Source organism: Caballeronia sp. PC1, assembly GCF_021353155.1.
Lineage (GTDB): Bacteria > Pseudomonadota > Gammaproteobacteria > Burkholderiales > Burkholderiaceae > Caballeronia > Caballeronia cordobensis.
This window is the reverse complement of the sequence record NZ_JAJUBH010000002.1, coordinates 899701-919702: the sequence shown is the minus strand read 5'-3', so window position 1 is coordinate 919702 and position 20002 is coordinate 899701. Positions and strand designations below refer to the sequence as shown.

General features: G+C 63.5%; 21 protein-coding genes. 14 read left to right on the top strand and 7 right to left on the bottom strand.

Going from position 1 to position 20002, the window contains the following annotated elements:
* The first annotated feature begins 63 nt into the window (after positions 1 to 63).
* The 5 genes from LY284_RS20150 to LY284_RS20130 all read left to right on the top strand — a co-directional run bounded on the left by LY284_RS20150 (position 64) and on the right by LY284_RS20130 (position 7194).
* Entirely contained in the window at positions 64 to 591 is a 528-nt protein-coding gene (locus tag LY284_RS20150; RefSeq protein ID WP_233387765.1) for a fimbrial protein, read from the top strand.
* Between the two features lie 916 nt (positions 592 to 1507).
* Positions 1508 to 2443, top strand: a complete 936-nt coding sequence (locus LY284_RS20145) for a hypothetical protein (protein ID WP_233387764.1) — start codon at positions 1508 to 1510, stop codon at positions 2441 to 2443.
* An 87-nt stretch (positions 2444 to 2530) separates the two neighbouring features.
* Positions 2531 to 3760 (top strand): HlyD family secretion protein, encoded by a 1230-nt coding sequence (locus LY284_RS20140; protein WP_233387763.1) that lies wholly within the window; start codon positions 2531 to 2533, stop codon positions 3758 to 3760.
* A gap of 1 nt (position 3761) precedes the next feature.
* Positions 3762 to 5879 (top strand): peptidase domain-containing ABC transporter, encoded by a 2118-nt coding sequence (locus LY284_RS20135; protein WP_233387762.1) that lies wholly within the window; start codon positions 3762 to 3764, stop codon positions 5877 to 5879.
* Positions 5872 to 7194, top strand: coding sequence for a TolC family protein (locus tag LY284_RS20130; RefSeq protein WP_233387761.1), 1323 nt, complete (start codon positions 5872 to 5874; stop codon positions 7192 to 7194). Before LY284_RS20135 ends, LY284_RS20130 begins: the two co-directional genes overlap by 8 nt.
* A 7-nt stretch (positions 7195 to 7201) precedes the next feature.
* On the opposite strand, the gene LY284_RS20125 is transcribed toward LY284_RS20130, so the two are convergent.
* Positions 7202 to 7783: a TetR/AcrR family transcriptional regulator gene (locus LY284_RS20125; RefSeq protein WP_233387760.1), complete on the bottom strand. Its 582-nt coding sequence runs from the start codon at positions 7781 to 7783 to the stop codon at positions 7202 to 7204.
* A 94-nt stretch (positions 7784 to 7877) separates the two neighbouring features.
* Between LY284_RS20125 and LY284_RS20120 the strand changes: the two genes are divergently transcribed.
* Complete coding sequence (locus tag LY284_RS20120; RefSeq protein WP_014251060.1) at positions 7878 to 8345, top strand: nuclear transport factor 2 family protein; 468 nt, start codon at positions 7878 to 7880, stop codon at positions 8343 to 8345.
* 54 nt (positions 8346 to 8399) lie between these two features.
* On the opposite strand, the gene LY284_RS20115 is transcribed toward LY284_RS20120, so the two are convergent.
* Positions 8400 to 9422 carry a transporter gene (locus LY284_RS20115; RefSeq protein ID WP_233387759.1) on the bottom strand — a complete coding sequence of 341 codons (1023 nt, stop codon included), beginning with the start codon at positions 9420 to 9422 and terminating at the stop codon, positions 8400 to 8402.
* Between the two features lie 270 nt (positions 9423 to 9692).
* On the opposite strand from LY284_RS20115, the gene LY284_RS20110 reads away from it, so the two are divergent.
* The 3 genes from LY284_RS20110 to LY284_RS20100 all read left to right on the top strand — a co-directional run bounded on the left by LY284_RS20110 (position 9693) and on the right by LY284_RS20100 (position 11124).
* Positions 9693 to 10046, top strand: coding sequence for a hypothetical protein (locus tag LY284_RS20110; protein WP_014251058.1), 354 nt, complete (start codon positions 9693 to 9695; stop codon positions 10044 to 10046).
* 63 nt (positions 10047 to 10109) lie between these two features.
* Positions 10110 to 10541, top strand: a complete 432-nt coding sequence (locus tag LY284_RS20105) for a response regulator (RefSeq protein WP_233387758.1) — start codon at positions 10110 to 10112, stop codon at positions 10539 to 10541.
* 307 nt (positions 10542 to 10848) lie between these two features.
* Complete coding sequence (locus tag LY284_RS20100; RefSeq protein WP_233387757.1) at positions 10849 to 11124, top strand: hypothetical protein; 276 nt, start codon at positions 10849 to 10851, stop codon at positions 11122 to 11124.
* Positions 11125 to 11231: 107 nt separating this feature from the next.
* On the opposite strand, the gene LY284_RS20095 is transcribed toward LY284_RS20100, so the two are convergent.
* Positions 11232 to 12185, bottom strand: a complete 954-nt coding sequence (locus LY284_RS20095; RefSeq protein ID WP_014251055.1) for a chemotaxis protein — start codon at positions 12183 to 12185, stop codon at positions 11232 to 11234.
* 305 nt (positions 12186 to 12490) lie between these two features.
* Here LY284_RS20095 and LY284_RS20090 point away from each other — a divergent pair, with 305 nt between their 5' ends.
* From LY284_RS20090 to LY284_RS20080, 3 genes are all read left to right on the top strand, one after another.
* On the top strand, positions 12491 to 12931 hold the full coding sequence (locus LY284_RS20090) for a CBS domain-containing protein (protein WP_014251054.1): 441 nt from the start codon (positions 12491 to 12493) through the stop codon (positions 12929 to 12931).
* A gap of 150 nt (positions 12932 to 13081) precedes the next feature.
* Positions 13082 to 14086 carry a diacylglycerol kinase family protein gene (locus LY284_RS20085; protein WP_233387756.1) on the top strand — a complete coding sequence of 335 codons (1005 nt, stop codon included), beginning with the start codon at positions 13082 to 13084 and terminating at the stop codon, positions 14084 to 14086.
* A complete protein-coding gene (locus LY284_RS20080; RefSeq protein WP_233387755.1) occupies positions 14083 to 14928 on the top strand; it encodes a metallophosphoesterase in 846 nt (281 codons plus the stop codon). Before LY284_RS20085 ends, LY284_RS20080 begins: the two co-directional genes overlap by 4 nt.
* Here LY284_RS20080 and LY284_RS20075 read toward each other — a convergent pair.
* On the bottom strand, positions 14912 to 15307 hold the full coding sequence (locus tag LY284_RS20075; protein ID WP_233387754.1) for a PPC domain-containing DNA-binding protein: 396 nt from the start codon (positions 15305 to 15307) through the stop codon (positions 14912 to 14914). The two genes, LY284_RS20080 and LY284_RS20075, sit on opposite strands and share 17 nt — an antisense overlap.
* A gap of 102 nt (positions 15308 to 15409) precedes the next feature.
* On the opposite strand from LY284_RS20075, the gene LY284_RS20070 reads away from it, so the two are divergent.
* Positions 15410 to 15799, top strand: a complete 390-nt coding sequence (locus tag LY284_RS20070) for an MAPEG family protein (RefSeq protein WP_014251050.1) — start codon at positions 15410 to 15412, stop codon at positions 15797 to 15799.
* A gap of 16 nt (positions 15800 to 15815) precedes the next feature.
* Positions 15816 to 16490, top strand: a complete 675-nt coding sequence (locus LY284_RS20065) for an alpha/beta hydrolase (protein WP_014251049.1) — start codon at positions 15816 to 15818, stop codon at positions 16488 to 16490.
* Here the strand turns inward: LY284_RS20065 and LY284_RS20060 are convergent.
* From LY284_RS20060 to LY284_RS20050, 3 genes are all read right to left on the bottom strand, one after another.
* Positions 16479 to 17444 (bottom strand): nucleoside hydrolase, encoded by a 966-nt coding sequence (locus LY284_RS20060; protein WP_233387753.1) that lies wholly within the window; start codon positions 17442 to 17444, stop codon positions 16479 to 16481. The genes LY284_RS20065 and LY284_RS20060 overlap by 12 nt on opposite strands.
* Positions 17441 to 19453, bottom strand: a complete 2013-nt coding sequence (locus LY284_RS20055) for a hybrid sensor histidine kinase/response regulator (protein ID WP_053569859.1) — start codon at positions 19451 to 19453, stop codon at positions 17441 to 17443. The genes LY284_RS20060 and LY284_RS20055 overlap by 4 nt, the downstream gene beginning before the upstream one ends.
* Positions 19454 to 19733: 280 nt before the next feature.
* Entirely contained in the window at positions 19734 to 19892 is a 159-nt protein-coding gene (locus LY284_RS20050) for a hypothetical protein (protein WP_156903134.1), read from the bottom strand.
* Positions 19893 to 20002 lie beyond the last annotated feature (110 nt).

Genomic DNA, 20002 nt, shown 5'->3' with positions numbered 1-20002 from the left:
CGTACAGATGTCGTTTTCGGCACGGCTCGCGCCGTGCCTCAGCTAGAAGAAGAGAGAAATACTATGAAGCATACCAAGTTCATACTGGCGGGAGTTGCGCTCCTGGCCTCTTCCGTATCGGTCTTCGCTGCGGATGCTACGCTCAATTTCACCGGGAAGATCATTCTTCCAACGTGCACAGTCACCTCCGGCACGTCCAACCAGAATATCGATCTCGATTCGATCAAGATAACGGATTTCACGGGTACGACCGCTAACCCCAAATCATTCGGAGTCGATCTGGAAAGCTGCGCGCCGGGAACGAAGGTGTCGATGACCGTCAATGGAACAAACGATACTGTGGCCAGTGTATTGAAGAATTCAGCGAGTGGGACTGGAGCGGCGACCTACGTCGGCATTCAGTTATTGAAGGCGACAAACGCGGGCGACACGACCGGCTCGGCGATAACGCTTGGGACCGCTCAGTCGATCGGCACCGTCGATTCTACGAACAAAATGAGCATTCCCATGGTGGCGCAATACTACAAGTTGGGAACGCTGACGGCGGGTTCCGTTGCGGCATCTGCAACGGTGAACTTCACCTATAACTAAGGAATCGATAGCGTATCGATGTGATCGAGCCTCTTGATCGTTCGGGCTTTCTAGCGGCTAACGGAATGGATCGGTCATGTGGTGAGGTCTCTAATGTTGTTATTTAAAGAGGTGGAAGATGCAAAAAATCGATCGTCAAGTTTTGGCTTTGTCTCAAGTGTCGGGCGGCGGTTCGAAAGGTTCTAGCACGAACTCGACGTACGTAGAAATTACGGGCACCATTTCGGGCCCTAATCCTAAATTTACAGTTGTTGTCAGATAACCAGCGATGGTTTGAAAAAGGCGGCCCACGTTGACGTGGGCCGCCTTTTTATTGTCGCGAACAGGAGAATACGTTGCTGTTTAGTTGGGGCTAACTAATCTGCGGCCGAAAGAGCCTTTTCAATGTTTGAAAAATTGTCATCATCTGCGGCGATGGACTAAACTATTACTATGGAATCCGTATAATTTGATTGGCTAAGGATGATCCTTGGAGACGAAGGAGTGCGATAACTCCTAACACTCGGATTCAATATCTTTAGTTTTTTTTAATTTAAATAGGGGTTAGTTATGCAGAAGATCGATCGAAACACTCTGGTTCAATCGCAAGTTGCTGGTGGTTGCAACAAGTCAAGTCAGTCCAACACCACGAGGGTCATCATCACCCTGTCGCAGTGATCTGGCGTCGCCCCATGCGGCTTAGCATGGGGCGTGGCAAGGCTGTATGCCGAACTCATTCAATCGAGGATACGAACGTGCAAAAAATCACACGCAATGAATTAGTCAAGTCGGAAATTTCTGGCGGCTGCGGCAAGGCTAGCCGGATGAGCAACACAACGACCGTTGTCATCAACCTCACCAAGTGACCTGCCGAGGTAGTTGACGAGAGGGCGGATCACTGATCCGCTCTTCTTCATTGAGCCACTCGCAATACTTTATGCCCTCGGTTCATTCATTGTTTCGACTGTGGCTGGCACGTGCGCAGCTCGCGGCGCGGCGTGCTGTCATCGGGCGAATTCCGCGAAATTGGCTGGAACCGGCTGCTCGCATCGTCTGGAACGTCCGCAGCTTGTTCGATGCCGATTACCGGGCGAACGGGACGATTCGCGCGGAGATTGGAAAGGAAGTGCTTGGTCTGTCCAACTTGCAAACCCGTCACTCACGATTTGGCGCAACACTGGAGCACCTGATCGATCAACGCATCTATTTTGGCCGCGACATTCGCAAGTGGGAAGAATGGCCCGACATGGAAGCCATCGCAAGCGACCTGGCAGAGAGGGTGCGAGCCTTGAAGCGGGCTGCGCCGGAGCAGCCTATTTTCCTTTCGCCGTTTCACTACGTTTCCCAGTACGCGAATATCTACGTCGTCGAGAGAGTGGGGCAGTTTCTTGGGGTGAAGTCGCTTTCGGTGGTGTCCGGTGTATTACAGAATCAGTACGGCGACGATCATGCGCAGATTCCGGGTATCAAGGTGCTCTATACCTACGGCGACGAGAACCGCGGCGGCTTGGGCGTGCGCGTCGCGCGCTCGTTGAAGCGCGACGGCGTTGCGGTCCTGTTTGCGGATGTTCCGCCATTCACGATGCATCGTTATCCAATGGAAACGGTGCAGGTAACGATGTTCGGAAAAGACGCACGGGTTCATAACGGCATATTCCGCATGGGTCAAACGTTCGACGCGCAGATGCTGCCGTTTTATTTGCGTTTCGATCAGGGGCGCTTTCGCGCTCGTGTTTTCGAACCCGTTCGCCTGTCGACACCCGAGGCGCCCCAAAGGCTGGCCGATTGCATTCAGACCGCGCTGGCGGATAACTATCAGCGGTGGTTGCCGGCAGGGCATCCTGCCATGTACGCGTTCGCGCCCGCGCGCTGAAGCACTTACCCGAAAGACTTACGCGCTCAGGCCTGCGGCGATGATTCGACGTCGTTTGGCTGTGGTTCAGCGTAGTTTCAATATGTTATGCAATCAACCGATCTTCCTCAGTTCAGAGATGTGCCTTGGCGCTGGATTGCCTATGCGACTTCGGCCTTTACCGTTGTCGCAGTCGTCTTTTCTTTCGTACGTCAGATCGAGCTCAAGCAGGATGTCTCGGGTGAGATCGTCTCGCCGGCGGAGGTGAAGATTCAGGGTTTGACGGGCCTTGTCTCGTCCATCTATGTCCATCCATCCGAGCATGTCGCACCGGGCACGCCGTTGTTTCGACTGCAGCGGGATTTCTCACTGACGACCGACGGTCTGCGCCGGCAAGTCTTTGATGAGCAGATGCGCAATGCGCAAATCGGCGCCATAGACGCGCAATACAACGAGCGCCGTGCGCAACTGAAGGCCCAGCGCGAATCGTCACGCTTGACGGAAGCGAGCCGGCGAGCGGAAGTTGCCGCGCTGGACGGTCAGATTGCGCAAAACAACCGACTCGTCGGCGAATTCGAGCAGCGCCTGACGCGAGTGCGTTCCGTGTCGGAGTACGTGACCGCCGACAAGGTCGAGCAGGCTCAGGCCGACGTATATCAAGGCAAGGCGACTGTGGCGCAGGCCATCGCGCGCCGCCAGCAACTGATCGGCGACGTAGGTACGGCGAAGAGCGCGCAAACCGATCTCGACGCTCAGCTACGCGAGGTCGAGGCGCGCCACGCACGAGATGTTCAGGACGTGCAAGCCCGCTTCGAACAGGCACGTCAGGACACGACCGTGTCGGCGCCGAAGGGCGGCGTCGTCACGTTTTCCGGACTCGTCGTGGACCGCATGCTGACGACGAACGACGTCGCGATGGTCATCGCGACGAAAGAAGGCGGCCCGCTACGTGCGGCCCTCAGCATTCCATCACGACGCCGGGGCTTCGTGCGCGAAGGGCAGGTCGTCAGGCTCAAATTCGATGCGTTCCCCTACGCGAAGTTCGGAACCTACGAGGCGCGCATCGATTCGATCTCCGGCACCACGGTGCTTCCCGCGAGTCCACCGAGTCCGCCTGGCACGCCAGGCGCGCCGGATCCGACGGAACAGACCGCAGGCCCGAAAGACAGCGACGGTGACTACCTCGCCTGGGCGACGCTGCGCGGCAATACGTTCGATTTCGAGGGACAGCACTTCGCCATTCTTCCCGGCATGCGCGCGACCGCGAGCATCGTGGTCGAACGTAGAACGATCGCCGAATGGGTGCTGGCGCCGCTGTTCCGAATGCTGAGAGGTTGATGTGCGAGTCATATATCAGAATGAAGTCGCCGAGTGCGGATACGCCTGTCTGGCGATGGTGTTGTCACATTTCGGCCGCGCGACAGAGGTCCGCGAACTGTCCGCCTACAAGCCGATCTCTGCGAACGGCCTGACCTTGATGGATCTGTACGATGTCGCCGTCGATTTCGGTCTGGCGGTGCAGGCGTATCGTTTCGATCCGTCACATCTTGCGGAAGTCAGGAAAGGGTCGATCCTCCACTTCGGCGGCGCGCATTTCGTTGTTTTCGAGAAGGTGAGCCGCGGCTATATCAGCATCATCGATCCCGCGACGGGACGCCGGCGCGTGTCGATGGACACGTTCCGCTCGGCCGTGTCGGGTTTTCTGCTCGACTTCTCCCCGACGCCCGAGATGCCGCGCATCCGCGCGAAGTCGCGCGTGCCGACCGCGCTCAAGCGGGTCCGTGCGCTCAATCCGCGGCTCAGGGCTCATATCGGCAAGGTGCTGTTCGTCGCGCTGGGCAGCCAGTTCGCGATCCTGGCGATGCCGTATTTCGGCAACCTTACGCTCGACTACGTGGTGGCCGCGGACAATCGCAACCTGCTGAACGTGCTCATCGTCACGTTCGCCAGCATCTTTCTGCTAGGCGCGCTGAGTGAGTATGTTCAGAAGTACCTGACGGAATTGCTGTACAACCTCACTCAGATTCACTCGACCGAAGGCGTGGTCGGCCATCTTTTGCGCAATCCGATGTCGTGGTTCGAGAAGCGCCACGTTGGCGATGTATTCGCACGAGTGAAAGCACAGGACGAGATCAGTGTGTATTCCACGCGCACATCGGTTGCGCTGTATGTCGATCTGACCGTCGGCTTGCTCGCGCTTGCGCTGATGCTGATCCAGAGCCGGCAGCTCACCGCCATCGCGCTGGCCGTGTTCGCGCTCTACGTGATCGTGGCGCTGAGCATGTTTCCGGCGATGCGCGACACCCATGCGCTCGTACTGGAAACCTCCGCACGCTGCGACGATTCGATGATCGAGACGATACGCGCGGCGTCGCTGCTGAAGCTCGCGCAGGGCGAGACGCGGCGCACGGCGATCCACATGACGCTGTTCAAGGCCTATGCGGCGGCCTTGCTGCAAAGCAGCCGGCTGGCCTGTACGCGCGACGCGATCCTCAAGCTCGTCCATTACGCCGACACCCTCATCATCACATGGATGGCCGCGCGCCTGATGCTGGGCGGCAAGGTTTCAGTCGGCGTGTTCTATTCGTTCCTGATCTACAAGTCGCTCATGTCCGAACGGCTCGCGAGCGCCATCAATGCGATGTTTCAGTACTTCATGCTGAGCGTGCCCGCCGCGCGCGTCGACGATATCGTCGAAAGCGAGAACGAGCGCTATACGCCGTTTGGCGACACGCAGCGCGCCACCGAGGTGCGTCAGTTTGAACGCATCGACGTTCGCGACGTAACGTTCAGCTACGGCATCTCCGATCAGCCCGTGCTGCGCAACGCGAGCTTCGAGATCCGCAAGGGCGACAAGATCGTCATCACCGGGCCGTCGGGAAGCGGCAAATCGACACTGTTCAAGCTCCTGTCGGCCGCGGAGCCGCTTCAGGAAGGGCACATCGCGCTGAACGGCATCGCGTGGCCGAATCTCGCCGTCGATGAAATCCGTCGGCATCAGGCGCACATGCGGCAGGGCGACATCATCCTGCACGGTTCGATCGCGGACAACGTCACCTTGTTCACCGGTCAGGCGGACGAAGCACGTATCCACGCGATTCTCGACGACGTGGGTCTGCTTGCGGACGTCATGCGTCTGCCGATGCGCACGCGCACGGTAATCAGCGACACCATCGCTAATATCTCGGCCGGACAGCGCCAGCGCCTTCTGCTCGCACGCGCCCTATATCAAAGTCGGGAAGTCCTGTTGCTCGACGAGCCGACCTCGAATCTCGATCCGGCGTCCGTGCAACATATCGCGAAGCTCTTGCGCTCGCTGGATCGCACGGTGGTGGTCATTACGCACGACATGTCGCTGGCTTCGTGGTTCGACATTCGCTACCGCTTCGAGGAAGGCGCGCTCGTGCGCGAAGACACGCATCAGATGGAACACGAGCGGAATGCACTCCATGCTTAAGCGGAATCTCGCAGCATGCGCGCTGGCCGCGATCCTCGGATACTCGCATGTCGCGCGCGCCGATGATCTGGTCGGAATCGTCCAGAAAGCGCTTGATTACGATGCCGAACTCGCGCAGGCGCGCGCCAGCTACGAGGCCGCGAAGCTGTCCGTGCCCATCGCGCGGGCTGCCCTGTTGCCGCAGATCAGCGGCGGTTGGGGGCGGGCCTACAATCGCATCGATATGGACGGTTTTCCGAGGCAGAACTACTGGCAGAGTGGCTGGATGGTCAACGTCTCGCAGCCACTCTTCGACTGGAGCAAGTGGACGGCCTATCGACAGGCGGACTATGTGGTGGCGCAGGGCGCCGTCGATTTCGCGGGGGCGCAACAGACCTCGATGCTTCGCGCCGTGCGCGCATACTTCGACGAACTCGCCGCCGAAGACGAAGTGAAACGTTCCGCGGAATATCTGAAGGCTATCGGCACGCAGCGCGATCAGGTGCGCCGCAAGCGAACGGCCGGCGAGGCCACGCTGATCGACGAGCGCGAGGCCGACGCCGCATTCGAGCAGGCGCAATTGCAGGCGACGGACGCGGAGCAGGAACTCGACGTCAAACGCCGTGCCATCCGGACAGTGACGGGGCAACCGTTTTCCGCGCTGAGCGCTCTGCCGCCCGGCATGGCGTTGCCGGCCCTGACCGACGGAGGCGAGGTCTGGGCGGCGCAGGCGGAGACGCACGGCTATGAGGTGCAGTCGAAGCAGCTCGGCTGGGAAATCGCCCGGTTCGATACGTCCAAGGCGCGCGCGGCGCGATATCCGGTGGTGAACGTGACCGGCAGCTATACGCCGGCCGGCGCGGCGGGCGGCTATTCACGTCCCACGACAACGACCGTTGGCATGCTACAGGTGCAGATCCCGCTACTCACCGGCGGCGAGATCCAGGCGCGGGTCGGACAGTCGCTCGCGCTGGAAGATAAAGCGGAGCAGGCGTTCGTGGCGGCGTCGGTGCGGGCGGAGGCCGCGGCGCGCGAAGACCATGCGCGATATGTGCGCGAACGCATCAGAACCGACTCGCTCACGCATCTCGTTACGACGGCGACCGACGCGCTTCAAGCGACGGAGGTCGGCTACAAGGTCGGAAGCCGCGCGAGCACGGACGTCCTGCGGGCGATCGACACGCTCTACACCGCGAGGCGGGATCTCCTGCGCTCGCGCTACGAGGCGATCGTTGCCTTCCTGCGACTCAAGGCCGACGTCGCTGCCCTTGGCATGGACGATATCGAATCGATGAACGCGAGGCTATGCTGCGCATCCGCGACGAGCGTTCGATAAGCGGCGCCTAATCCGCGCTGGCGCCACGCTTGATGGCCCGCACCACCCGCGCGAGCGCCTTCAGCGCCTCCGCGGGCGACTCCGCGAATTGCGCCGCGACGATCGCGCCGTCCACCGCCAGCGCGAGCGCCTGCGCGTCCGGCTTCGCAGTGCGCGACGCCGGCATGAGCGCGCGGATCGCCGCCGTCATGTCGCGTTTGTGACGCCGCGAGATATCGACCGCCTGCGGCAGCGTCGCGCCGACTTCCACGACCGAATTGATGAACGCGCAACCGCGATAGTTCTCGTCGCCGAACCATTCCGCGAGCGCCGGCACGAGCGCATTGAGCGTGCCGCCGTGGCGCTTCAGCGCCGCGCGGAACCACGTCATCCAGTTGTCGTGGCGGAAGTCGAGAAATGCGACGATCAGATCGTCCTTGCTCGGAAAATATCGATAGAACGTTTTCTTCGCGACGCCCGATTCGGCGATGACGCGATCGACGCCCGTGGCGCGAATGCCATCGCGATAAAAAAGATCGTGGGCCGTAAGGAGGATACGCGCGTCCGGCGCGAGACCGGTGGCATCGGTAAGTGCAGTGGGTTGGATCATGCAGCCGATTGTAGACAGGTTCGTCTACCTGCGCTAGAGTGCACCGGGTAGACGGACCTGTCTACCACTCTCCTTGCTCAAAAAGAGGACACTCATGGAATCCAAGCCGCCGTTCCCGCCATTCGATGAAGAATCCGCCAAGCTGAAAGTCCGTCTCGCCGAAGACGCGTGGAATACGCGCGAGCCCGAACGCGTCTCGCTCGCCTACAGCGTGGACACGCGCTGGCGCAATCGCGCGGAATTCGCGAACGGGCGTGAGGAAGTCGTTGCGTTCCTGCGGCGCAAGTGGGCGCGCGAACTCGACTATCGGCTCATCAAGGAGTTGTGGGCGTACGAGGGCAACCGCATCGCGGTGCGCTTCGCCTACGAATGGCACGACGATGCGAACAACTGGTATCGCAGCTTCGGCAACGAGAACTGGGAATTCAACGAAGCAGGGCTGATGACGCATCGCCACGCGTCGATCAACGATCTGCCGATCAAGGAAGCGGACCGCAAGTATCACTGGCCGCTCGGCCGCCGGCCCGACGATCATGCGAGCCTGAGCGATCTGGGGTTCTGACGCAAGGGCATTCGAAACGCGGCGGGCGGCCAGGCGTGGCCGCCGCGCCTGTGCCTATATGTCGCGACGGCGGCGGAACGCCCACCATCCGGCGAGCGCGGTGAACGTGGCGACGATCACGACGAGCAGCCAGAAACCGTGATGATTCTCCGCGAACGGAATACCGCCCACGTTCATGCCGAAAAAGCCCGCGACAATGTTGATCGGCAGGGCGAGCACGGTCACGAGCGTCAGCGTGAACAGCGTGCGGTTGCTTTGCTCGCCGAGCCGCGTCGACACCTCTTCCTGCAGCAGCTTGATGCGTTCGACGAGCCCCGCGAGATCGTTGAGCACGAGCGAAAACTCTTCGGTCGCGTCGCGCAGGTCCTGAATGTCCTGCGAATGCAGCCAGCGCGGCGGCCGCGCGAGCAGCCGGAACACCGAGCCCGGTTCGGGCGCGAGCAGACGCTGAAGCCGCACGAGCACGCGCCGCAGGCCGCCGAGATCGGTGCGCATCGTCGCACCGCGCATCGACAGGAAGCGGTCCTCGATGCCATCGACCTCGACGCTCGTGCGCCGCACGATATGCACGAGCAGGTCCGCCTGGTCGCGCAGCAGGTGCGCGAGCAATTCGGCGGGGGAGCGGAACACTTCGCCGCGCTTGACCGACTCGCGCAGCGAATCGACGGAACGCAGCGGCTTGAGCCGCGCCGTCACGATCAGCTTCTGATGCGTGTACACCCAGAGCGTCGCGATCTCCGAAGGCGTCAGCTCGAAGTTGAACATCACGTCGTTGATGACAGCGAAAAGCGCGCCTTCCTGATGCTCGATACGCGTTGAGTGCGAGCCTTCGTTGAGGGTGTCGAAGAACGCGTCGGGCAGACCGAGACGCCCGCGCATCCAGCGCTCGCACGAACTGTTCGCGAGATCGAAATGCAGCCACACGAATTCCTTGCTCGTGTCGTCGCGCGCGAGCCATTGACTCGCGTCTTCGGCGTCGATCGGCTCGCCGGGATGATCGACATGAAAGCGATAGCCGCAGACGAGGCCGGAAAAATCAGAGCCGTAAGGCGGTCTTTGCAGGGTAGCGGGATTCATGCGGGCGTTCTGTTGGCATTCTGGTAGATCGGCATTTCTGCGCGCGGCGCAAAGGCCGATACTTCGGACATTCGCGCTGCCACGCGCTAGTGTGCCACCGGTCGCGCCCCGAATCGCGATCGTAACGCGTGTACGGGATCGAAACGATGAACCCGAACGCGCCGGCGCACGCAAATATGACTGTCATATTGTCGGCGTATCATCGCGCCACGCAAACCGGGCGCACTCGCTGCGCTCGCAGTGCGCGGGTGCCAACATGGGGAGAAGGCAGTGGAAGACCGAGACGATCTGGACGGGGCGACGCAAACCACGGCGGGAGGCCTCATCCGGCTCGCGTCGGTGATCGCCGGGCTTGCGCGCGAGGGCGCCATCGATACGCGCTTCGGCGCCAAGCTTTTCAAGCGGCTCGACAAGGAAGCGCGGCGCGTGTCCGGCGGCGCGGTCCCGCTCGACGAGACGGAGCAGGCAGCGCTCGTGGGCGCGCTCGGCGAACTCGATCTCGCGTTGCGCCAGCGCGACGCGGCCTCGCTCGTCGAAGCGAACGCGCGTCTGCGAGAAAGTGAAAGCGAAAGCGAAGCGGCGGCGCCCAAGCGTCGCAAGAGCAAGAAAGACAGCGACGCCTGAACGGGCCGGGAAGGCAGGCGCGAAACGTGCTGCGGCGCGAGCGTGTGCTTTCGTCCCCTGCCCATGCCCGTCACTCTGCATTCCCCTCACTGCGCGCTGTGGACGAACCGTAGCGTCGACGTCAACCACGAACAGTGGCGCATTCTCGTCGTCGATGACAACGCCTCCAGCGCCGAAGCGCTTTCGGCTGCGCTCGCCTCCGACGGCTGCGACACGCGCTTCGCCCTGTCCGGCGTCGATGCGCTGCGCGCGATCGACGTCTGGGTGCCGCACGTCGTCATTCTCGACATTACGATGCCCGAGCACGATGGCTACGCGACCGCGCGCGTGCTGCGCCGGATCGGCCGCACGCGCGAAGCGGTGATCATCGCGTTTACCGCGCTCGGCGAGGAAATCGTGCGCGTGGAGGGGCTGCATTCGGGATTCGACGGCTACTGCCAGAAAGGCAATCCGCCGACCGCGCTCGTCGATCTGATTCGTCGGCTGATTCACTGATCTCGTTGGCAGTTCAACGCCTGGCACGCTCGTGCGCGAAATAATTGTTCCGCCCCCGACAAACGGCGCGCTCGCGCCGTCTCACCCGCGATTCGCTCAAACGCCCGTGCAGCAAGCCGCACGCGAAATTCAGCACGATCGTGCCGCCAGCGATTGTTGGCCCACAACGAAAACTGAATTGAAATTAATGGAGATAAAAAAGCGATAGTAGGGGTATACACTGCGCTTCATCGACGTAGCAGACAGTTTCTCGCAAGACCGCTGCGGCGCTTTCTGATTGAACGTCAAACCGTCTTTGGAGCACACCATGAAACGCAATCTCATCGCTACCCTTCTGATCGCCGCTTCCGCCACGCTCGCCGCACCCGCTTTCGCGAGCGGCTACGGCCCGGCGCCGTTCTACCGTCCGGCTGTCGGCGCGCCGTCGTCGCAGCAAGGCCCGAGCGCGCAGACGATCGCCGCGGAACAAAACGCAAACTCCGTGAACTCGACGGCTTTCGGCGGCTCGCGTGACAATGTCGCGCAATCGGGCAACCGCACGCAATCGGCCAACAAGGCGCAATCGGTCTTCTTCGGTCAATAACCGGTTCGGCTTTGCCCGGCTCATCCGCCGGGTGCATCGGCTGAAAGACTGCTTCGGCGTCCGGAACGCAGACTCACAAGGTCTTCGTTCCGGGCGGCGATGCCGTTTCAGGCGGCAAGCGCGCCGCGCATCACGTTCGCGAGTTCCGACGCCTCGAACTTCGACACATACGCATTCGCGCCGACCTTGCGCACATGTTGCTCGTTGGCCGATCCCGACAGCGACGAGTGAATCACCACCGGAATGTGCATCAGCCCCGTCTCCGCCTTGATGCGGCGCGTGAGCGTGAAGCCGTCCATTTCCGGCATTTCCAGATCCGTGAGCACGAGCGCGATGTGATCCGCGACTTCGGTGCCTTCCTTCTGCGCCTTGCGCAGCGCCGCTTCCAGCACGTCCCACGCTTCCTGACCGGTTTTCGTCATCACGAAGGGCACGCCCATCGCGGTGAGGCTCTGCTCGATGAGCGCCCGCGCGACGCCCGAATCGTCCGCCGCGAGCACGCGCGCGCCCGGCTTCAGTTGCAGGCGGCCGGTGTTCGCCTCGGTGATGTCGCTTTCCCGCGACGGCAGCACGTCGCGCACGATGCGCTCGACATCGAGCACCTGCGCGAGCCGCGAACCATCGACATTGCCGTCCAGACGCGCGAAGCTCGTCACGGTCTTGCCGCCCGAGTGCGATTCCGCCGAGAGCACCTGATTCCATTCGAGCCGCACGATATCGTCGACTTCCTCGACCGCGAAGCCTTGCGTCGTGCGCGCGAATTCGGTGACGAGCAGAATCTTCGGACCGTTCTTCGGCCGGCAGCCGGTGATGCGCGCGAGATCGATCACGGGAATGATCTGCCCGCGGATATCCGCGACGCCCAGAATTTCTTCGTTCGATCCGGCGACCGCCGTGATCGTCGGCATGGCGAGAATCTCGCGCACCTTGAACACGTTGATGCCGTAAAGCTCCCGCTGCTCGGAGCCCGGCGCCTCGCCGAGCCTGAACAGGAGCAATTCGAACATGTTGCTGCCCGCGAGCCGCACGCGCTGCTCGATATCCTGTTGTGAACTGCTCACCTCGTTCTCCCTCTAAGCGGTGCGTCGCTCCGCGTTGCCGTCGTATGTCTGTCTTCTGGCGGATACTTTCCGCCGGATGCCTGATTAGCGGCATTAATCGACGAAACTGAAGGCGCGCGGGAAACGGCGAGCGCGAAGAAACGCGGCGCGCGCCGCACTTGCACGTCACCGCGTTGATCTATACTTTTTCGAATGGTCGGGTTAATGCCGATGAAGGCATGGGGCGCGAGGCTTTACGCTCGACGCTGCAGCACAATCCGTCGAAGAGGCGCAACAACGTTTCCCGCATACAACGGAGGCGCTCGATGGCAACAGTCGCACAGGTTCTGAATTCGAAACCCGACCAGACGGTCTATACGGTTGCCGCAACGGCGTCGGTCTTCGATGCAATCAAGCTGATGGCCGACAAACACATTGGCGCGGTGATCGTCACGGAAGGCGACGAGATCGTGGGCATCATGACCGAGCGCGACTATGCGCGCAAAGTCGTCCTGATGGACCGCGCGTCGAAACAGACGCCCGTGCGCGACATCATGACCTCGCAGGTGCGCTACGTGCGCCCCGATCAAACCACCGACGACTGCATGGCGCTCATGACCGACAAGCGCATGCGCCATCTGCCGGTGATCGACGACGGCAAGCTCGTCGGCATGATCTCCATCGGCGATCTGGTGAAGAACATCATCTCCGAGCAGCAGTTCACCATCCAGCAACTGGAGTACTACATCCGCGGCGAGCACACGTAAGCATCGGTGCGTGTGGCGCGTCCGGCGGGCGCTGTGGTTGTAAGCCTTTCGTTATAATCGGCAAGCGCGTGCACGCGCGGGCCTGGCCTGCGCATGCGCGGGTCCGGCCCGGCGTGTGACCGCACGCGGGCAATCGAAGGAGCGCCGCCGATGACTCCAGCCGCTACATCCGCTACATCCGCCACATTCGCCGAACCCGCACGCACGCTCGCCGCCGACGCGCCGTTCTTCATCGTGATGAACGCGGGCTCGGGCCGCGGCCAGTCCGACGCGACGCGCGCCGTGCTCGAACGCGAACTCGGCGCGGCGGGCCGGCGTTTCGCGCTGCGTATCGTGGACGATCCACGCCGCCTCGCGAGTGTCGCGCGCGAAGCGGCTGCGGAGGCGTGCGCGCAAAACGGCGTGCTCGTCGGCGCGGGCGGCGACGGCACGCTGTGCGCCGTCGCCCATGCCGCACACGAGGCGGGCTGCCCGTTCGCGGTGCTGCCGCGCGGCACGTTCAATTATTTCAGCCGCGATCACGGCATTCCCGCCGACCCCGAAGAATCGACGAAGCTCCTGCTCAACGCGCGCGCCTGGGCCGCGCAGGTGGGCTTCGTCAACGAGCGCATGTTTCTCGTCAACGCGAGCCTCGGCCTTTATCCGCGGCTGCTCGAAGACCGCGAAATCTACAAACGGCAATTCGGCCGCAGCCGGCTCGTCGCGCTGTGGTCGGCGCTCTCGACGCTGCTCAAGCCTCACCGGCACCTGCGCCTGCATATCGATCACGACGGCCGCACGACCGAGATCCGCTCGTCCACGCTCTTCGTCGGCAACAACCGGCTGCAGATGGAGCAGATCGGCATGCCGGACGAGGCGCACGCGCTGGAACAGGGTTTGCTCGTGGCCATTGCGCCGCGCCCGGTGGGACGCCTCATGCATCTGTGGCTTTCGCTGCATGGCGCGGCGGGACGGCTGTCCGATTCGGATCACGTCGTGAGCTTCACGTTCGGGCGCATCACGGTGATGCATCCGTCGAAGAAGCGGAAAAGGATCAAGATCGCGACGGATGGCGAGATTGCGAGGCTGCCGATGCCGCTAGAATTCCGCGTTTCCGACAAGCCGCTATGGCTGCTCAAGCCCGAGCCGGAGGCGGCGCAAGCAAATCGCTCATGACCGTGCTGCTGCAGATTTCCGATACCCATTTCGGCACCGAACGGCCGCTCGTCGTCGCGGCGCTGCTGCGTCTCGCCGATGCGCTCGCGCCCGATCTCGTCGTGCTGTCGGGCGATATCACGCAGCGCGCGCGCAGATCCCAGTTCGCGGCGGCGCGCGCGTTCGTCGATGCGCTCGGCGCGACGCCGACGCTCGTCGTTCCGGGCAATCACGACATTCCGCTCTTCAACCCGCTCGCGCGGCTGTGCTATCCGTACGCGAATCATCAGCGCGTGTTCGGCGCGGAACTGGAACCCGCGTTCGAGTCGCCGGACCTGCTCGTGCTCGGCGTGAACACGACGCGGGCGTACCGCCACAAGAACGGCGAAGTGTCGATGCAGCAGATCAGGCGTGTCGCCGCGCGTCTCGATGCGGCGAGCGCGGCGCAATTGCGCGTGGTCGTCACGCATCAGCCGGTGGCCGTCACGCGCGCGCAGGACGAGAAAAATCTGCTGCACGGCCGCGAGCGCGCGGTGCAGCGCTGGGCGCGCGCGGGCGCGGACCTGATTCTCGGCGGACACATTCATCTTCCTTACGTACTGCCGCTGCACGATACCTTCGCGGGCCTCGCGCGCCGCATGTGGGCGGTGCAGGCGGGCACGGCGCTGTCGTCGCGCACGCGCGGCACCATCGACAATTCGGTGAACGTGATCCGCCATGACGCGTCCGCGGGCGGCGCGCGTCAAACCCTGGTCGAGCGCTGGGATTACTCGGAGACGAGCGGGGCGTTCGAACAGATCGCGCGGCACGAACTGGCGCTGGACGGCGCCATGCCGCCGCTCGCCGTCACGTTGCCCGGATGACGAGCTCGGCGAAACCCGTGGCGGCGTCGTGCTCCCGGGTGTAGCGCTCGCCGGGCAGATTCGCGACGACGATCTCCGCCGTCGTGCGCACGATGCAGCCCGGCGCGACATGGCCGCCGCGCACGCGGCCGTCGGCATCGGCAATGCTCATGTGCAGATGCGGCCCCTGCGCGGAGAGCGTGCCCGCGAGCGTCAGGATTTCGAGGTCGGCGCGCCATTCGGATGCGTCGTCGCGGCCCGCGTAGCGAATCCGCGCGACGCTCAGGCTGCCGATGCCTTGCAGCACATACGCGGCGGTGAGCGCGCGTTCGCGGAAAGCGAGATCGAGCGCGGCGCGCAGATCGTCGCCGGGCGAGAGACGGAGCGTGATCGCGAGCATGGAATAAGGGGAAGAGACGGATTGTTTTCAAGACTACACGCTCACGGCCCGTGATGGCATCATGGGCGCGACCCGACGCGTGCACTGGCCGATGGAGGCGCCATGAGTTTCGAACTGAAGATGCTGGCGTGGACGCTCGTGCTCGCGCTGGTGCAAGTGTTGCTCCCTGCCGTGGTGCGCAACCGCGAAGTCGGCCTCAAATATCAGGCCGGCCCGCGCGACGCCGCGACGCCGCCGCCCGGCAGGCTTTCCGGCCGGCTGATGCGCGCGCAGGCCAACCTGTTCGAGACGCTGCCGATTTTCGCCGTCGCGGTGCTGATCGTGCATGTGACCGGGCGCGAGAATCCGATGACGCATTACGGCGCGCTCACGTATTTCGTCGCGCGCCTCGTGTACGTGCCGCTCTACGCGGCGGGCGTGCCGTTCGTGCGCTCGCTCGTGTGGCTGTTGTCGATCGTCGGCATCGTGCAGATTCTCGTTCCCATCATCTGAAAAGGAGTGACGGGCAATGACCGATCAACCTTCGACCATCGAGATCGAAACCGCGCCGGACCCCGAGTTCGCCGTGATCCTGATGCACGGCCTCGGCGCCGACGCCAACGACTTCGTGCCGCTCGTGCCCGAACTGCGTCTCGCCGATGCGCCCGCCATCCGCTTCGTGTTTCCGAACGCGCCGGAAATCGCCGTCACGGCGAACAACGGCTACGTGATGCGCGCGTGGTACGACATCCTCTCCTTCGAGGGCATCAATCGCCGCGTGGACGAGGCGGGCATCGTCGCTTCGGTGGCCCGCGTGCGCGCGCTCATCCAGGAGCAGAATGCACGCGGCATTCCGAGCGAGCGCATTTTCGTCGCGGGCTTCTCGCAGGGCGGCGCGATGACCTATCACGCGGGTCTGACGCATCCCGAGAAGCTCGCGGGGCTGATCGTGCTGTCGGGCTACATTCCGTCCGAAGGCCTCGTCGATGAATCGCTCAGCGAAGCCAACCGCTCGATCCCGATCTTCGCCGCCCACGGCACCTTCGACGACGTGCTGAACGTGAGCCTCGGCGAGCAGGCGGTGGAATTCGCGCGCCAGCAGGGCTGCGATGTCGAATGGCACGCGTATCCGATGCCGCATTCGGTTTGCATGGAGGAAGTCGAGGCGCTGCGCGCGTGGCTCGGCGCGCGCCTAGCTCGATAGCGTTTTCGCGAAGAGTTCGAGCACCGCGTCCGCATCCACGCCGATGCACGCGTCGCACGCCGGGCGCGTGTCCCAGCCGGGCGCGGGCGAATCCGTGCGCATCGAGGCGGGCTTTTGTATCGTGAGGCCCGCGGCGAAGCCATCGGTCAGCACGCGCACCGGGCCGCGCCGCGTCGTGTAAAGCGCGCGCGCGACGATGAACGCCGCCGCCGAATAATCGTGCGCGTAGATGCCCCGGCTCATGCCGTCGGCGGCGTGAAAGCGTTCGTAGAAGCGCGACACGTCCCACACGAAACGGCCCGCGTCGCCCGCGCGGTCGCGCAGCGCGGCCAGAAACGCGGTCGTCATCACGGTTTCGTGCGTGACGTCCAGACCCACGATCGACACCTTCCACGGCGCGCCGAACACGATATCGGCGGCGTCCGGGTCGGCGTGCATGTTCGCTTCGGCGGCGGGCGTCGCGTTGCCGAGCGTGCCGTGGATGCCGAACGCGCCGCCCATCACGACGACTTCGCGCACGCGCTGTGCGATCTCCGGCGCGTCCTGCAAGGCGAGCGCGAGATTGGTCATCGGCCCGACCGCGAGCAGCGTGATCTCGCCGGGATGCGCCCGCACCGCGTCGATGATGAAGCGATGCGCCGCGCGGCCGTCTTCGGGCTTGTCCACGTGCCCGATGCGCTCGATGTCGCCGAGCGCGTCGTTGCCGTGGATGTGCGAGATCGGCTCCGGCGGCGGGCCTTTCAGCGGCGCCGCCGCGCCGCGCGCGACCGGCACGCGCGGCGCGAAACGCGAGGCCAGATAGCGCGCGTTGCGGGTCGTGGTGTCGATATCGGCGTTGCCGAACACGCTCGTGATGCCTACGAGCTCGATGTCCGGATGCCGCGCCAGAAACACGAGCGCGATGGCGTCGTCGATGCCGGGATCGGTGTCGTAGATGATCCGGTGCTTCGTCATGCCGCAGTCACCGCGCACTCTCCGGCGATGAGCGTCACCATTTCGCGGCGCAGTTCGGCGGGGCTCACGGGCTTCGACAGCACGTCGTGGTCGCACGCGAGCGGCACGATCGTCGCGGCCGGCTCGCCCGTCACGACGAGGCAGGGGCAGGGCCGCCCGAGCTTGCGCGCGCTCAGCATCGCGACTTCGCGCGCGGTCTTGAAGTCGCGCAGCCGGTAGTCGGTGATGATGAGATCGGGGAAGCGCTCGATCGTCGCGAGAATCTCCTCGTATTCCTCGAAGGTCGCGGCGGAGTCGTAGAGCACGCCCCATTGCGACAGCAGCGCTTCGGTGGACGCGCGCACGAGGCCGTCGTCTTCCACGAGCAGCACGTAGCGGCCGCTGAGCTGCGCGGCCTCGGCGGCTTCGGAGCGCGCGGGCGCGCGCGCCGACGGCGTGTCGAGCGACGGCCCGCACAGCGGCATTTCCAGCGAGAAGCGCGAGCCGCGCCCTTCGGTGGACTTGAGCTCGATGCGGTGCTGATCCAGCATCGACACGACCGCATTGACGATCGACAGCCCGAGGCCGAGCCCCTTGTCGCGGTCCTGCTCGGGATTGTCGACCTGAAAGAACGGCTGGAAGATCGCGTCGAAATAATCGGCGGGAATGCCGATGCCGTTGTCCAGCACGTCGATGCGCGCGCGCGTGGCCGAACGCACCACGCCGATGATGACCGTCGGCTTCGACGTCTTGCTCGTATCCGCGTACTTGATGCCGTTCGACACGAGATTGGCGACCGCGCGGCCGAGCCAGTGCGCGTCGCTCCTCACGCAGACGACGTCCTCCTTCGGCAGCCGCAGCCGCAATTCCACGCCCCGGCTCGTCGCGAACGGGCGCAACTGCTCGGCGGCTTCCTCGACGATGCTGCGCACGTCGAATACGTGATAGCGCGGCACGACGCGCCCCGATTCGAGCCGCGACAGATCGAGCACGGCGTTCAAGAGGCGCGCGAGGATCACGGACGAGCGTCCGCATTCGTTGATGAGCCGCTCGGCCTGATCGAACTCGCCGTTGCGGATGGCTTCGGCGGCGGCCTGCAGGAACAGGTTCAGCGCGTGCATCGGCTGGCGCAAGTCGTGGGTCGCGGCGGCGAGGAAGTTGGACTTCTCGCGGCTCGCGGTCTGCGCGGCGATCATCTGCTGCTCGCGCAGCGCGAGCAGCGCGTTGGTCTTGTTCTCCTGATCCTTCTTCGACACTTCCAGCTCGCGGTTCTTGCGGCCGAGCGAGACGTTCGCCGCGCGCAATTCGTCGTTGAGCGAAGCGAGCGCGCGCTCCGAGCTATAGCGTTCGCGCGACACGCGCTCGGCATGCGTGCAGACGCCGTGCCCCACGACCACGACGTTGAACATATAGAAGACGCCGGCGAGGAAGTCTTCCGTGTTGAGCAGATGGATGGCGACCTGCAGCAGCACGATCGACGCCAGCGTGATCACCCCCGCGGTCAGCGCGACGCGCGAGCGCAGGTAGAAGAAGCTGAACTGGAAGAACAGCGCGAGGCACAGGCCGATGAAATGCTGCGTGTAGTTATAAGGCGCGGGCGTGATCGCGACCATCGCGAGGATCAGGCACAAGAGCCCGTAGATGCCCGTGAGAATGATGCGCTGCGAGCTCGCGTGCGAGCGGAACGACGGCCGCAGCACCAGCACGCCGACGAAAAACAGCAGCGCGATGCCCGCGAAGCGCAGCGCGAGGATGGCCGGCAGGCGCGAGTCGAGCGCCTGATTGCCGCGCGCGAAGCTCAGGTCCCACCAGAGAAAGCATGTCCAGATGGCGAGCGCGAGCAGCGTCGATGCGCGCCGGAACGCGCAAAAGCGCTGACTGTGGTCTTCGAGGAACTGCGCCTCCAGCGCGGCGTCGGAGAACGGCGCCGGAATGGACAGATTGCGCACCAGGCTCGCGCCGGCCTCACGGGCGGCCGCGAACAGAATCCCTGGGGTGCGCACGTCGGCGGCGCGTTGCGGTACGGCCATCTTCATGCTCGCTCACGGAATCGGGATATCTACTTTAGGCCAATGCGGTCATACCAATACGCCTTTTTTTAGCCATCCGCGGTTATAACCGGAAATTATTGCGTCTATATGGCGGGTTTTGGCGGCAGGCGGCGAGGCGGGAGGGGGAAGGGAGGAAAAAAGCGGCCCGGTCGATGCCGGGAGCCGAACGGCGAGCGTCTCGTTTCCGCTCGCCGATTCGAAGGACAGCCAACTCGAATGCCCCCCGCACGAGGACGAGGGCGCGTCTTGCGGATACCGCTCAGGCTTTCGGCTTGGCCTTGGTGGTGCGTTTCGTGACCTGCATTTCCTTCGTGCCTGCGGCCTTCGCGGGCGATGCCTTGCTGCCGGCCGTTTTCTTGCGGCTCGACATTTCCGTTTCGGCGGGTTGGCTCGCTTGAGCCTTGCGTGGGGATGGCATGCTGACCTCCTTCAGTGCGTGTCCATATCGACACACTGATAACCATAGGATGCGGCCCGCCCGTATTCAAGACACACGGGGCCTGGCCGCCACGCATCGGCGAAAAAACT